The organism is Dyella sp. (assembly GCF_035685805.1).
In the GTDB taxonomy this organism is placed as follows: Bacteria; Pseudomonadota; Gammaproteobacteria; order Xanthomonadales; family Rhodanobacteraceae; genus Dyella_A.
Map to the genome: position 1 here is coordinate 40,177 of NZ_DASSAB010000051.1, position 14,787 is coordinate 54,963.

A 14,787-nucleotide genomic window follows, 5' to 3' on the forward strand; every position below is an offset into this window, starting at 1 on the left:
CGCCGCTTCCCGCGCGGGGACCTGAAAACCACGAACAAGCTCCGACAGGCGACGACCATGCACACCCCACTCGACGCGACGCACCGCACGCAGGGCAGGACCTTCCGCCAGCCGGCACTGCCGCCGCGGCACAAGATGCTGCCGCTTTGCCTGTCGCTGGCGCTCGCCGCGGGCGGCATGCTGGTGGCCCCGGTGCACGCGGCAAGCATCGCGCCGGGGGTCAATACCGGCACCGTGTCGGTAAGCGCGCTGACGTCCCCCACCGGCGGCACGGTGGTTGGCGGCGTCGGCTCGATCAGCCAGAACGGCAGCACCACGGTCATCAACCAAGTGTCGAACAAGCTCGCGCTGGACTGGCTCACGTTCAACGTGGGCAAGGACGCCACGGTGCAGTTCAACCAGCCCTCGTTCACCGCGGTGGCGCTGAACCGGATCCTGGACCAGAGCCCCAGCCAGATCTTCGGCCGCATCAACTCCAACGGCCAGGTGTTCCTGATCAACACCCACGGCATCATCTTCGGCTCCACCGCGCAGGTGAACGTGGGCGGCCTGGTGGCGAGCACGCTGGACCTCACGCCGACCGACTTCCTGGCCAACCACTTCAACCTGGACGCGCACGGCGGCATGGCCGGGGTGGTCAACCACGGCACCATCGCCGCGGCCAGCGGCGGCTCGGTCAGCCTGGTCGGCGGCAGCGTCGCCAACGACGGCCTGATCCTGGCCAGCTACGGCAACATCAACCTGGACGGCGCCGATCGCGCGGTACTGGATTTCGACGGCAACGGCCTGATCAACATCCAGGTCACCGGCGAACTCAAGCAGCGCCTGGACGCCAACGCCGCGGTGAGCAACTCGGGCACGCTGCAGGCCGATGGCGGCACCGTGGTGCTGCAGGCTGCGGCGGCCAAGGACCTGTTCACCGAGGTGGTCAACAACTCCGGCGTGATCAGCGCCGGCGGCATCAGCACCGACGGCGGCACGGTGCGGCTGGTGGCGGCCGGCGGCAACGCCGCCAGCAGTGGCAGCATCAACGTGACCGGCGTGCACGGCGGCACCGCGCAAGTGCTTTCGGACGCCAACGTTGCCGTGACCGGCAGCATCGATGCGTCCGGCACGCAGGGCGGCGGCAGCATCCGCGTGGGTGGCGGCTGGCAGGGTGGGGAAGGGCTGGAGCGCGCGGCGGTGAGCTACGTGGGTCCGCAGGCGGTCCTGAAGGCCGATGCCACGCAGTCCGGCAACGGTGGCTCGGTGGTGGTGTGGTCCGACCGGGCGACCGGCTTCATGGGCAACATCTCCGCCCGCGGTGGCGCGAGCGGCGGCCGCGGCGGCGCGGCAGAGGTCTCCAGCCACGGCTTGCTGCAGTTCGACGGACAGGCGGACCTGCGCGCGCCGCATGGCGACTGGGGCCAGCTGCTGCTCGATCCCGGCAACGTCACCATCAGCAGCTCGGCCGACAGCGGCCAGGCCTTCGACGGCAGCGGCAACCTCGTCGAGGGTGCGGGCGACGCCGATTCCAACATCAAGGTTTCCACCCTGGTCACCCAGCTGGGCACCAGCAACGTCAGCGTCACCGCTTCCGGCAACATCGACGTGCAGAAGGCCATCGCCTACGCCGGAAGCAATAACCGCAGCCTCACCCTCACTGCCGGCGGCACGCTCTCGTTCGCCACCGGCGCGGTGGTGTCGGCCACCGGCACCGGCAAGTTGTCCGGCGTGCTCAGTGGCGCCGGCGGCGTGACGTTCGCCTCCGGATCCGGCTTCACCACCAACGGCGGCTCACTCTCGATCAGCTCCAGCGCCGGTGCCGTGCAGCTGGGCACGCTCGCGCTCGGCACCGGCGCGCTCAGCGTCAGCGGCACGGCCATCACGCAGGCGGCAAGCACCACCATCACCCAGACCGGCAGCGGCGGAGCGAGCACCTTCGATGCCGGCACCGGTGTGCTGACGCTGGTCAACACCGGCAACAATTTCACCGGCGCGGTGAGTCTCAGCGGCGGCGTCACCCAGATCCGGGACCTCAACGGCCTCACGCTGTCCAGCCTCAACACTGGCAACCTCACCGCGACCAGCGGCGGCGCGCTGGTGCTGGGCAGCGGCGCCGTGGGGGGCGTGCTGGACCTCACCGCCATCACGTCCGTCGCCGTCAATGGCGCCATCACCGGCGTCAGCAACGCGGTTTTCGCCACGCCGAGCCTGTCCGGCAGCGGGAGCATTGTCGGCACCGGCGACATCACCGGGCTGGGCAGCAGTACGTTCAACCTGACCGGCACTACCGCCGGCACGTATGGCGGCATCGCGTTCAGCGGTTTCACCACCGCCGACGCCACGCACGTCGGCGGCGCCACGGGCTTCGATGACGGCACCCGGATCAGCCGCGGCATGACCTTCGCCTCGGCGACCCAGGTGGCCGGCAGCGGCACCATCGCCAACGTCGCCGGCACCTTCGCCGACGATACGCGTACCTCTGTGGCGAGCGGGATCTCCTACACCGGTTTCACGGCAATTACCGGCACCGGAGGCGCCGTCACCCAGGTGAGTGGTGCATTCGATCTGGACACGCTGGTGTCCGCCACCTCCGGCCTTGATTACAGCGGGTTCAACCTCGCGACCTTGGCCGGCACCGGCACCGCCGCAACGATCACCGGCAGCGGCCGCTCCTACGCGCTGGACAATGCGGTCGCCGACAAGGGCAGCAGCGGCGGCATCAGCTGGAGCGGTTTCGGCAACCTCGACGACAGCAGCGGTACGGTGGCCTTCGGTACCGGCGGCAGCGTCACCGGCGACGTCACCGCGGGGACGCTCGACTATTCCAGCTACGCCACGGCGGCGACGTTCGACCTGGCCAACGCGGCCGGGGCGAGCACCGGCATCGGTGGCAGCTGGAGCGGCGTGACCAGCGTGCTCGGCAGCGGCAATGCCGACACCATTACCGGCAACAACCAGACCTACACGCTGACCGGCGCCAACGCGGGCAGCAGTGGTGGCGTGAGCTGGAGCGCGTTCGAGCAGATCGCCGACAGCGGTGTCGGCACGCTGCAGGGCACCGGTGCCACCTACGTGCTCACGGGTGCCGACGCAGGCACCGTCACCACGCTCCTGCCCGGCGGATTCAGCGGCATCGGCAATCTCGGCGATGGCACCGGCACCGTGAGCTTTGCCAGCGGCGGCAGCCTCAGTGGCGATGTAACGGCGCAGACGCTGGACTATGCCAGCTACGGCACCGGCGTCAGCCTCGACCTCTCCGCCGCGACCGCCAGCGGCATCGGCGGCAACTGGAGCGGCGTGACCACGGTGGTCGGCAGCGCCGCCAGCGACACCGTCAGCGGTAGCGGACGCACCTACACCCTGAGCGGCGCCGACGCCGGCCAGAGTGGCGTCGTCAGCTGGAGCGCGTTCGAGAACATCAGTGATGCGACCGGCACGCTCGCCTTCGGCGCCGGCAGCAGCCTCACCGGCAATGCCGCCGTGCAGGCGCTCAACTACGCCAGCTACGGCAGCGCGGTCACTTTCGACCTGTCCAACGGCGCCGGCGCCAGCAGCGGCATCGGCGGCAGCTGGAGCGGCGTCACCCAGCTCACCGGCAGCGCGGGCAGCGACAGCCTCATCGGCAGCAACCGCACCTACGTGCTGACCGGCGCCAACGCCGGCCACAGCGGCGGGGTGAGCTGGACGTCGTTCGAGCAGATCGCCGACAGCGGCACAGGCACGCTGCAGGGCACGGGTGCCACGTATGTGCTGAGCGGAGCCGATACGGGCACCGTCACCACGCTGCTGCCCGGTGGCTTCAGCGGCATCGGCAACGTCAGCGACGGCACCGGCACGGTGAACTTCGGCGTCGCAGGCGGCATCAGTGGCGACGTCATCGCCAGGACGCTGGACTACAGCGGGTATTTCGCGCCGGTCGACGTGGATCTCTCCGGCGCCACGGCCACCGGCATCGGCGGCACCTGGAGCGGGGTCAGCGCGATCCTCGGCAACGGCCTGGGCGGCACCATCCGTGGCAGTGGCCGCAGCTACACCCTGGCGAACGCCGTGCTGGACCAGGGCACCAGCAGCGGCATCGGCTGGAGCGGGTTCGGCAACATCGACGATGCCACCGGCACCGTGCATTTCGGCGCCGGCAGCGGCGGTGTCAGCGGCAACATCACCGCGCAGACGCTGGACTACGGCAGCTATGGCAGCGCCGTCACCTTCGACCTCTCCAACGGGGCCGGCGCGACCACCGGCATCGGCGGCCTCTGGAGCGGCGTCGACACCGTCACCGGCAGCGGCAACGGCGACACCGTGCGCGGCAGCAACCAGACCTACACTCTGAGCGGCAGCAATGCCGGCACCAACGGCGCGATCGCCTGGAGCGGGTTCGAGAACCTGCAGGACCTCGGTACCGGCACGCTGGTGGCGGCCAACCAGACCTGGCGCCTGAGCGGGCACGATCAGGGCAGCGTCGACGATCTGACCGGCGGGTTCACCGGCATCGGCAACCTGGTCGACACCGGCACCGGCCACTTCGTCATGCACCAGGGGGCGGACGGCGACATTTCCGGCAGCCTCGACGCCGGCAGCGCCGGCAGCATCGACTTCACCGGCTACGGCACGGCGGTGAACGTGAGCCTCTCCGGCGCCGGCACCACCGGTGTCGGTGGCAGCGTCTCGGGCATCGGCTCGATCACCGCGAGCACCGACCTCGGCGTCAGCGGCACCACCACCGGTGCACTGGCGATCACCACCGTTGGCGGTGGCAATATCAACCTCGGCGCGCTGACGGCGGGATCGACGCTGGGCATCGTCTCCAGCGGCAACGTGGGGCAGACCGGCGCGGTGTCGGTGACCGGCACCACCACGATCAATGCCGGCAGCCACACGATCACGCTCGGCGACGCCGGCAACGACTTCATGGACACGGTGGACCTCACCGGCACCACCACCCAGATCAACGACGCCAACGCGCTGGCGCTCGGCACGCTTTCCACCGGTGCACTGAGCGCGACCAGCCACGGCGCGCTCGGTCTCGGCCACGGCAGCGTGGGCGGCAACCTGATCGCGACCAGCAACAACGGCGCGATCACCGAAGCCAGCGGCGGCCTGCAGGTCAGCGGCACCAGCAACCTGCAGGCAGGCAGCGGCGCGATCACCCTCGACGACGGCGCCAACCATTTCGCCGGCAACGTCACCGCAGCCGGCCAGGGCGTGTCGCTGACCGATGCCGGCAACCTCTCCATTGCCTCGCTGAGCAGCGGCACCAACGGCACCGTGAAGCTGACCGCCGGTGGCACGCTCACGCTGCCGCTGTCGGGCATCGACACCGGCACCGCCGACCTGGTGCTGGCGGCCAACGGCGGCGCGCTGGTGATGCCCGGTGCGTTGAGCGGAGCCAACATCACGCTGAGCGGCCGCGACGGCATCACGCTGGGCAGCAACCTCACCAGCACCGGGACCACCACGCTCACCGCCAACGCCGGGGACATCCTGCAGACCGGCGGCGTGATCACGACCACCACGCTCACTGGCAGTTCCAGCGGCAGCACCACGCTGGGCCAGGCCAACCTCATCGGCACCTTGAGCAACTTCACGGCCGCGGGACTTGCCGTCACCAATGCGCAGGCGCTCACCCTCGCCGGCACCGTCAATGGGCAATCCAGCGCGTCGTTCACCACGCTCGCTGGCGGCCTGACCCTCAACGGCACGCTGACCGGTGGCACCACCACGCTGCAGTCCGCCGCCGGCATCAGCGAAGGGGCCAGCGGCGTGATCAACGCCACTACGCTGACCGGCAGTTCAGCGGGCAGCACGGTACTGGGCGGCGCCAACGCCGTCGCGGCGCTGGGCAACTTCCAGGCCGACGGTTTCACCTTCGTCGACGGCCAGGCGCTCACCGTCAGCGGCAACGTCGACGGCCATGCCAGCACCTCGCTGACCACCACTGCCGGCAACCTGCGCATCGATGGCTCGGTCAGCGGCACGGCGGTCATGCTGGCGTCGGCCGGATCGCTTGCCGAAGGCGCCGGTGGCGTGGTGACCGCTGGTACGCTCACGGGCAGTTCGGTCGGCAACACCACGCTTGGCGGGGCCAACCACCTGACCACGCTGGGCAGCTTCAGCGCCGCCAACCTCGCGCTGGTCAACGCGCAGGCGTTGACCGTGGCCGGCCCCGTCACCACCACCGGCAACACGGGCAATATCGCGCTGACCACCAGTACCGGCGCACTTGCGCTCAATGCGGTGCTGGCGGGCGGCAACGTGGCGCTGAGCTCCGCCGGTGCGCTGGCGCTTTCGCGCAACATCACCGCGAGCACCCTGTCGCTGACCTCCGGCGGCGCCATCACGCAGAGCGGCGGCGCCCTTGCGGTGGCCGGCGTCACCACCGTGCGAGCGGGCAACCAGGCGGTCACGCTGACCAACAGCGGCAACGACTTCGTCGGTGCGGTGAACCTCGCCGCCGGCAGCACGCAGATCGTCGATGCCAACGCACTGACCCTGGGGACCCTCGCCACCGGCAGCCTGACTGCCACCAGCGCCGGGCCGCTCACGCTCGGGCAGGGAACGGTCAGCGGCAACCTGCAGGCCACCAGCAGCGGCGGCGGCATCTCGCAGACCGGCGCGCTGACCGTAACCGGCACCAGCAAGCTGCAGGCGGCCGGCGCGGTCGCACTGGCATCGACCGGCAACGATTTCCAGGGCGCGGTAACCGCGTCCGGTGCGGGCATCACGCTGCGCGACACCAACAACCTTGCGCTCGCCGGACTCACCAGCAGCGGCAACGCGGCGGTGGACGTGCAGGCGGGCGGTACGCTGACGCTTCCCGCCGCGGCCATCACGGCGGGCAGCGGCGCCATCACCCTGGCCTCCAACGGCGGCAGCCTCAGCACCGTCGGCGCCGTGAGCGGCGGCCACGTCACGCTGCAGGCGTCGGGCGACCTGACTCTCGCCAGCAACGTTACCGGCAGCAGCGCCGTGACCCTGATCAGCGGCGGCGACATCAGCCAGAGCAGCGGCGTGATCGACACCGGCACGCTCACGGGAAGTTCCGTCGGCGACACCAGCCTGACCGGCGCCAACCTGGTCGACACGCTGGGCAGCTTCAGCGCGGCGAACTTCGCGCTGGTGAACGCGCAGGCGCTGGCGGTGACGGGGGCGATCACGACGGCGGGGGGTACCGGTGCGATCGCGCTCAGCACGACCAGCGGTGCGCTGGATGTCCAGCGTGCGCTGTCCGGCGGCACCATCGCGCTCACGTCCGCGGGCGACCTGGCCTTGTCCAACAGCATCGTCGGCGCGGATGTCTCGCTGACCTCCGGCGGCAACATCAGCCAGAGCGGCGGCATCATCCAGGCCACCGTGCTGGGGGGCAGTGCCGCGGGCAGCGTCACCCTGGGCGGCGCCAACAAGATCGGTTCGCTGGGCAACTTCTCCGCCAACAGCGGCCTGCAGATCGTCAACGCCCAGGCGCTGGACGTGACGGGTGCCGTGAGCGGCGGAAGCCTTGCGCAACTGGACACCAGTGCGGGCAAGCTGACCGTGTCGGGCAGCGTGCTGGCGGACAGCATCGCGCTCGCGGGCCAGGGCGGCCTGGCCATCGCGGGTGCGGTGGATGCCGGCGCCGGCGACATCAGCCTGAGCTCGGCTGGCGGTGCGATCAGCCAGGGCAGCACGGGCAGCCTCACCGCGGGCAGCCTGTCCGGCAGCTCGTTCGGCGACACCATCCTGACCGGCGTGAACCAGGTCGCCACGCTCGGCAACTTCACCACCGGGGGCAACTTCAGCCTGCGCGACCTGCGCACGTTGACGGTCAACAGCCCGCTCGATATCGGCGGCGGCAGCGCAGATCTCACGCTAACCACCACCGGCGCCAGCGCGGACCTGATCCTCGCCACGGATCTGCAGGCGCGCAAGGTCACGCTGGTGTCCGGCCGCGACATCAAGCAGGCCGGCTCCAGCATCAACGCAGCCACCCTCACCGGCAGCGCCGGCCGCGACGTGCTGCTGGCCGGCAGCAACCGCATCACCACGGTGGGCGATTTCTCCGTGGCCAGCTTCAGGCTGACCAACGCCGGCAACCTGGCGATCGGCGGCGCGGTGAACACGGGCAACGGCGCGCTGGAGTTGACCACCAGCAGCGGCAGGCTCGCCGTCGACGGTTCCCTCGCCGGTGGCGCCGTGGCGCTGGTCTCGGCCGGCGACATGGCACTGGGCGGACAGCTCTCCGCCGGCACGCTGGCACTAAAGGCCGGCGGCGCCATCACCCAGGGCGCCAACGGCGTGATCACCGCGAGCAGCCTCGGCAGCCAGTCCGCCGGCAGCACGACGCTCGAAGGCAATAACCACGTCGCGGCGCTGGGCAACGTGAGCGCCAGCGGTTGGCGCTTTGCCAATGCCGAGGGCTTCACCGTCACCGGTACCGTCGATGGCGGCAGCGCGACCAGCCTGACCACCCGCGCGGGCGATCTGCTGATCCAGGGCGAGGTCCGTGGCGCCACCACCACGCTCGACTCGGCCGGGGCGATCACCGAGAGCGGCGCCGGCCTGGTGGTCGCCGACCAGCTCAGCGGTCGTTCCGCCGGCGCCACCACGCTGGGCGGCGCCAACCGCATCGGCTCGCTCGGTGCATTCACTGCGGGCAGCCTGAACCTGCGCAACGCGGGGGCGCTGAGCGTGGTCGGGCCGGTCAATGGCGGCGGCAGCACCACGCTCGCCACGAGCACGGGCGACCTGCACATCGATGGTGCCATCACCAGCACCGCACTGCGGCTGGAGTCGGCCGGCGCCATCAGCGAGGGGGCTGGCGGGGTGATCACGGCCGGCACGCTCAGCGGTCGCTCGACGGGCGCCACCACCCTGGGCACGCGCGCGTCGCCGATCGCCAACCGCATCGACACGCTGGGCAATTTCTCGTCCCCGGCCGGGTTCAGCCTCACCAACGGGCAGACGCTCACGCTGGCCTCGGTGGACGGCAGCGCCTTCACCATCGATGCGGGGCACGCGGAGCTGTATCTCGGCGTGACGTCGGGCGACCTGCTGCAATCGGGCAAGACGCCGTTGTACGACGGCACCGGCACCTTCTTCGCCGCGGGCCGGATGGGCACCGCCTCGGCGCCGATCTACGTGATCGGCGACTCCGGTCAGGTGATCGCGGACGTCGGCGCGCCGCCGGCGTACTTCTACGCCGTGGACCGCCAGGGCAACATCCTGCCGCTGACCGGCGACCTGAGCTTCAACGTGCCCACCTCGCTGTTCTTCGGCAAGGCGCAAAACGGCAACGGTCGCGGCGACGCCTACATCGACCCCAGCGTGATCTCGGCCAACTACCGGTCGTTCGGCATCGTGCCCTCGGGCATCCTGCTGCCGGAAGACCAGCAGCAGTGCCAGCCGGAGCTGGAGGATTGCTCGGATGAGTGAGGCCTTGCCCGGGCGCGGGCGCGCACTCGCACGATGGGTCGCCGCAAGCGTGTGGACGGCGGCGGCGGCGCTTGCGCCCGCCACGGCGCAGATCGCCCCGCGTCTGACCGGCGCGGTGGCGCTGGAAGAACTGGCTACCGCGCGCACGGCGCTCGATGCCGCGTCGCCGCCGCTGAACGCGGTGCGCGCCGACCTCGACACGCTCGACGGCCAACTGCGGCAGGCGCTCGGTGGCGACACCGCCAAACCGGTGGAAATCATCGGCGACGGGGCACGAGCGGCGGTGCTGCGCGCGCACGCGGCCGCCCGCCGTGTGCAGGGTTTTCTCGCCGCCTCCGCCGGCTGCCAGGGCTCCGATACCGCCGCGATGCAGGCATCGCTGGCCGCCGGTGTGGCCGCTCTGGCGGCCGACCGCAGCGTGGCCAAGGTGATGCCGGTGGTCGATGGCATCGAGACCATGGCGCAGCAACCGCTGTTCGCGCTGCATCAGGGCGCTGCCGCGTCGGTGTTTGCGCTGACCGGGGTCAACCTCGCCGATCTGCAGTGCGCTAACCCGTTGGTGACCGCCACCGGCAGCGACGGTGCGCTGCTGCCGGCGCAGCCGGTCATCACCGGTGCCACGCCCACGCGCATCGAGCTGCGCTGGCCGGGCTTGGCCAGCGTGCCGGTAGGCACGGTGATGCTGCACGTGTCCAGCCAGCACAAGGTGTTCCTGCTCGGCTGCTCCGCGTTGCCGCAGGCGAGTGCGGCGCTGCAGGTGGCTGCGCCGCAGCGCTTGCAGGTGGAATACACGCTGTCGGCTCGCTGCGAGGCGGGCGGCGCGGCGGCGGAGCAGACGCTCGCCCACGGCACGCTGCCGGAGCTGGTGGGGCAGGGCGCGACGGTATCGCAGGCAGTGGACACGTCCCGTTGCGCCGAGCCACAGAGCTATAGCGTCAGCGCGGTGGTGCAGGGCAGTGACGGCAGCCGTACCAGCGCCGGCCCGTTCACCCAGAGCGCGCAGGCCGCGATTACCGCCGGTCTGCCCGGCGGACTGACGCTGAGCTGGAATCCGGCCGCGCAGATGCTGGTGGCCCGCAGCGGCAACCAGGCGTGCAAGGGCATCGAGTGATGCCCTTGCAGGGGCGGGTCACTCGTTCTCGTCGGGGCCGGCGATCACGCGCAGTTCGCTGATCCCGCCGGGCGCAAGGTCCTGCATCAGGTCGACGAAGGTCTTGCCGACCAGACGCTGCGCGCGGCGCAGCAGCAGCGGAATCGGGCTGGAGGGCTCGGTACGCGCGTAGTAGTCGCACAGGTCGTCCAGCCGGCGGCGCACGTCGTCGGCGTTCTGGATGCGCCCGCTCGCTGCCGCCACGCCCGCGCCGGGCGATGCCGGCACGGGGTCGTCGCCCTCGGCGGCGGCCTCGGTTGTATCGTCCTGGGGCGCGCGGCGCGCAACCTGCGCATCGAGAAATTTCTTCAGCTCGTAGCTGTCCGACAGCAGTGCCTTGAGGTCCGGCCCGGCGGTGCCGACCTGCTCGCTGTAGATGGCGTCGATGGCCTTGGCCTGCTCGAGCACCTGGCTGGCGGCGGCGGCGGAGGCGAGGAGCTGATCTTCGGCGCAGTCCAGGCAGCACGCTTCGATGTCGGTCAGCGAGGGCAGGCCCTCGCCGTTCTCGTTGCCGGCGATCTTCAGCGTGCCGTTGGCGATGCGCAGATCGCGCAGCGAGAACCGGCCGATCCGCGGCGACTGCACGAACGCCGTGGTGCGGAAGTAGCCCAGCACGCTCATCGCGTCGCCCAGCGGCACCACCGCATTGACGCGCGCGGTCGGGTCGTTGTCGTCCTCCGCGTCGAGCTGCGGATGCACGCCTTCCCAGTAGTTCTCGAGCAGGCCGCGAATCAATCCCAGGCCGCTGGCGTAGCCGGGCAGCCCCGCGGTACGCATCCAGGCCGTGGCCAGGTGGACCGACACGCGCAGATCCTTCGAGCGCGCGAGCAGGCTTTCGGCGAGGCTCCTGACCCGGTCCCAGTCGGGCTCCTCGGCGGCCTTCACCTCATCGCCGATGGCCCGCTCGGCCTTGGCGGTGGCGGCGCGCTCCAGCGCCATGAAATCGGCGTCGTATTCGAGATCCGGGCCGGTGGGCGACGCTTCACCGACAGGCAGGAGCAGGGACTCAATCGCGGCATCGTTCATGGCGTGGCTCGACAGGCGTGGCAAGGGCGCCCGGGCAGCGGACGCGCGACATCGGCGACGGGCGAGGCCCGGGCGCTCACTAGGTAGTGCGTTTTTTCCGCCGCAAGCCGGTCATCCGCGCTCGCGGCCGGGACGGGCGCCGCTCAGGCCTGCGGCAGGCGCTGCGCGTCGGCGGTGACGGCGGGCCCCGCCTGGCGGCTGCGCTCGACCACGTGGGCGAGCGTGTCGACGTTGTCGACCAGCCGATCGCTGAGCCGCGCCAGCAGGTCGACGGCGCCGGGGTGATCGGACAGCTGCAGCAGGGCCACCAGGCTGCGCTGCAGGTCGCGCAGCGGCGGCAGCGCGGGTGCGGGGCGCTGCTCGCGCAGGGCCTCGGCCAGTGCCTGCAGGGCCTGCGCCACCTGCGCCACGAAGGCACTGGTCTCGGCCTGTTCGGGCAGCTCCGGGTGATCGTCGATGAGCGCCTCCAGCGCCATCGCGGTGCGCGCCAGCCGGTTGCCGTTGGCGAACAGCCCGGTGGCCAGATCCAGCAGCGGGACCGGCGTGCCGGGTTCCCCGCGCATGCGATCGATCGAGGCCTGTGCATTGGTGCGCGCGGTACGCGCCGCCGTACGGGCCTCGCGGTGCGCATCGCGCTGCTCCGGCTGGGCCAGTGCGGTCAGGTAGCCGGCATACGCGGCGAGCATGTCGGCCAGCGCGGTGCGCGCACGGGCGCGCTCCCAGGTCGGCCACAGCACGTAGGCAACCAGTGCCATCGCGCTGCCCAGCGCCGTGTTGATCACGCGGTCGGTCACCGCCGCGCCCGACTCGACGCCCTCGAACGAGAGCAGGATCACCACGGTGCCCGTGAGCGCCGCTACGGCCGCCCCGTAATGTGCCGTGGCCAGGTAGCGGAAGCCCATGCACAGCACGGCCATCAGCGCCAGGTGGGCCCACGGCTCGTTCGGCGAGACGTGCAGCAACGCGGTGGTGAGCAGCAGGCCCAGCACCGTGCCGACCACGCGCAACAGCCCGAAATTGAAGGTGGCGGCAAAGTCCGGACGCAGCACGATGGCAGCCGTCATCGGCACCCAGTAGCCGTGTGGCAGCTGCAGCGCACGCGCGCTCGCCAGCGCCGCGGTGAGGCAGACGGCGCTGCGTATCGCGTGCCGGAACGCCACCGACTCCGGCGTGAGGTTGGCGCGCAGCGTGGCGCCCACCGAGTGGCTGCGCAGCGCCGCCGGCAGCGGCGTCTCCGCCGCCGCCGCGCGCAGTTCACCGCGGCTGCCGGCCCAGTTCGCGTTGCGCACGGCCGCGGCAAGCTGGCCGGTGAGCGCATGCACATGCACGGTCAGTCCGGGGTCGCTCCGGGCACCGTGCAAGGTGTTGCGCTCGCTCGCCTCCAGGGTGTGCAGCAGCCGGTTCGCACGCTCGGGCGCGTCGCCCGCCTCGAGCGCCTCGGCGATCGCCGTGAGCACCTGGGCCGCGTCCTGCCGGAACGCGGCGTGCGCCGTCGCGGGGGCACGCAGTTCGGTCAGCGCGGTCAGTTCCAGTCGGATGCGCTCGGCCAGTTCCAGCAGCACGCCGAACGCCTCCATGGCCCGGCCGCGGGCGTGGTGGCGGCCGAGCAGGGTGTTCTGCAGCGTGGTCATGGCCTCGCTCAGCGCCGGCGCGTCGGCCTCGTCCTGGCTTGCCTGCGCGGCCAGTTGCGACAGGCCGTGGAACACCGCCGCCAGCGCGTGGCGCTCGGGGCGGTAGCGCTGCAGCGGCCAGGCGGCGACGGAAAACAACGCCAGCAGCAGGCCGCCGGAAAAGATCAGCGCCGCACTGCCCAGCGCGGCCGCGGCGCTGGGCATCGGCGTGGCCGCCGTGACCACCAGCAGGATCATGCTGGTCATGCCGACGCGCGCGATGTCGACACCGAACACCACCAGCAGGCCGCCGACGAAGCCGGCTACCGCGGTGGCCGCCAGCATCGGCCACAGCTGGTCGCCGATCAGCATGCCCAGCAGCGAGGCGAGCGCGGCGGCGCCGGTGGCCAGCAGCAGGCGCCAGATCCGCTGCCGGTACGGCCCGGGCTGGTCGGAGAACATGGTGTTCAGCGCGCCGGCAGCAACCCCCAGGCCGATCGCGGTGTGCCCGGTCGCCAAGCCCACTGCCAGCGGTGCGATCACCGCGGCGGTGTTGCGCAGGACCACGCGCAGCGGAACGTCCGGCCGGCGGGTGCGGGTGAGGCTTTGCAGCAGGTTGGCGCTGAGCGAGTAGCTGCGGGCGGTCATGCCGCGGGCTTCCGTGGTGGATGGGCGGGAGCCATTCTGCGCCTGCGCCCGTCAAACCGGCGCAGGCGTGTCACCCCGCGCGATGCCATGGGCGTGGCGCGGCGAGCATGCTCAGGCGCGACCGGCGAACTCGCCCGTCACGGTGTTCACCCAGACCTTCTCGTCGTTGCTGATGTACTCGGGCACCTGGATCTCCACGCCGGTGTTGAGCTTGGCCGGCTTGGCCCGCTTGGTGGCGCTGGAGCCTTTCATTTCCGGCGCGGTATCCACCACCGTCAGCACCACGCTGGTGGGCACCTGCAGGCCGACCGGCGCGTCGTCGATCAGCTGCACGTAGTAGCCCTCGACCTCTTCGACGATGTAGCCGGCGTTGTCGCCGACCAGCTCGGGGCTGAGCACGTACTGGGTGTAGTCCTCGGCGTCCATGAACACGAATGCATCGCCGTCCATGTAGGAGAAGTTGGCCGCACGGCGCACCAGGTCCATCTCGCGCAGGTCGTCGTCCGCGCGCAGGCTGAGGTCGAACTTGCGCCCGCCGGGGATGGAATACAGGGTGAAGCGGAAGGTCACGTTGCCGCCGCGCGCGCTGGGCGAGCTGCGCTCGATGTCGCGCACCTGGTAGACGGTGCCGTCGTGTTCGACCACGTTGCCTTTCTTGACGTCGGAAGCTTTCATGAGTTCTGGCCGGGGTGTGAATTAGGGGGTCGGAAATTGCGGTTCATTCGACGTCATTCCCGCATGGGCGGGAATGACGTCCGTGGTGAGACGGGTTTACTTCGGTTGCAGCCGCACGCCGCCATCGAGGCGGATCGTCTCGCCGTTGATGTAGCGGTTGGTAAGGATGAACGCGGCCGTGGCGGCGAACTCCTCCGGCTTGCCCAGGCGCGAGGGGAACGGGATCGACGCGCCCAGCGATTCCTGCACCGCCGGCGGCATGGAATCCACCATCGGCGTCCAGAA

The 14,787-nt window shown here is 70.9% G+C and carries 5 protein-coding genes and 1 pseudogene; 2 read left to right on the top strand and 4 right to left on the bottom strand.

Translation table 11 applies throughout. From position 1 onward, the window contains the following. Positions 1–57 precede the first annotated feature (57 nt). Both VFG40_RS15460 and VFG40_RS15465 read left to right on the top strand, forming a co-directional pair. Positions 58–9,393, top strand: coding sequence for a filamentous hemagglutinin N-terminal domain-containing protein (locus tag VFG40_RS15460; RefSeq protein WP_324899104.1), 9,336 nt, complete (start codon positions 58–60; stop codon positions 9,391–9,393). Continuing rightward, on the top strand, positions 9,386–10,504 hold the full coding sequence (locus VFG40_RS15465; protein ID WP_324899106.1) for a hypothetical protein: 1,119 nt from the start codon (positions 9,386–9,388) through the stop codon (positions 10,502–10,504). Before VFG40_RS15460 ends, VFG40_RS15465 begins: the two co-directional genes overlap by 8 nt. Positions 10,505–10,522: 18 nt before the next feature. Here the strand turns inward: VFG40_RS15465 and tssA are convergent, their stop codons facing one another. The 4 genes and pseudogenes from tssA to VFG40_RS15485 form a co-directional block, all read right to left on the bottom strand. Further along, positions 10,523–11,569 (bottom strand): type VI secretion system protein TssA, encoded by a 1,047-nt coding sequence (gene tssA, locus VFG40_RS15470; RefSeq protein ID WP_324899109.1) that lies wholly within the window; start codon positions 11,567–11,569, stop codon positions 10,523–10,525. 143 nt (positions 11,570–11,712) lie between these two features. After that, positions 11,713–13,827 (bottom strand): FUSC family protein, encoded by a 2,115-nt coding sequence (locus VFG40_RS15475; protein ID WP_324899111.1) that lies wholly within the window; start codon positions 13,825–13,827, stop codon positions 11,713–11,715. Positions 13,828–13,938: 111 nt separating this feature from the next. Continuing rightward, positions 13,939–14,502, bottom strand: a complete 564-nt coding sequence (gene efpL, locus VFG40_RS15480; RefSeq protein ID WP_324899113.1) for an elongation factor P-like protein EfpL — start codon at positions 14,500–14,502, stop codon at positions 13,939–13,941. Between the two features lie 96 nt (positions 14,503–14,598). Beyond that, a pseudogene (locus VFG40_RS15485) lies at positions 14,599–14,787 on the bottom strand (3-hydroxyacyl-CoA dehydrogenase); the annotation flags it as partial.

Coding starts and splice junctions, on each gene's coding strand:
- VFG40_RS15460 (WP_324899104.1), top strand. CDS start 58: ATGCACACCCCACTCGACGCGACGCACCGCACGCAGGGCAGGACCTTC.
- VFG40_RS15465 (WP_324899106.1), top strand. CDS start 9,386: ATGAGTGAGGCCTTGCCCGGGCGCGGGCGCGCACTCGCACGATGGGTC.
- tssA (WP_324899109.1), bottom strand. CDS start 11,569: ATGAACGATGCCGCGATTGAGTCCCTGCTCCTGCCTGTCGGTGAAGCG.
- VFG40_RS15475 (WP_324899111.1), bottom strand. CDS start 13,827: ATGACCGCCCGCAGCTACTCGCTCAGCGCCAACCTGCTGCAAAGCCTC.
- efpL (WP_324899113.1), bottom strand. CDS start 14,502: ATGAAAGCTTCCGACGTCAAGAAAGGCAACGTGGTCGAACACGACGGC.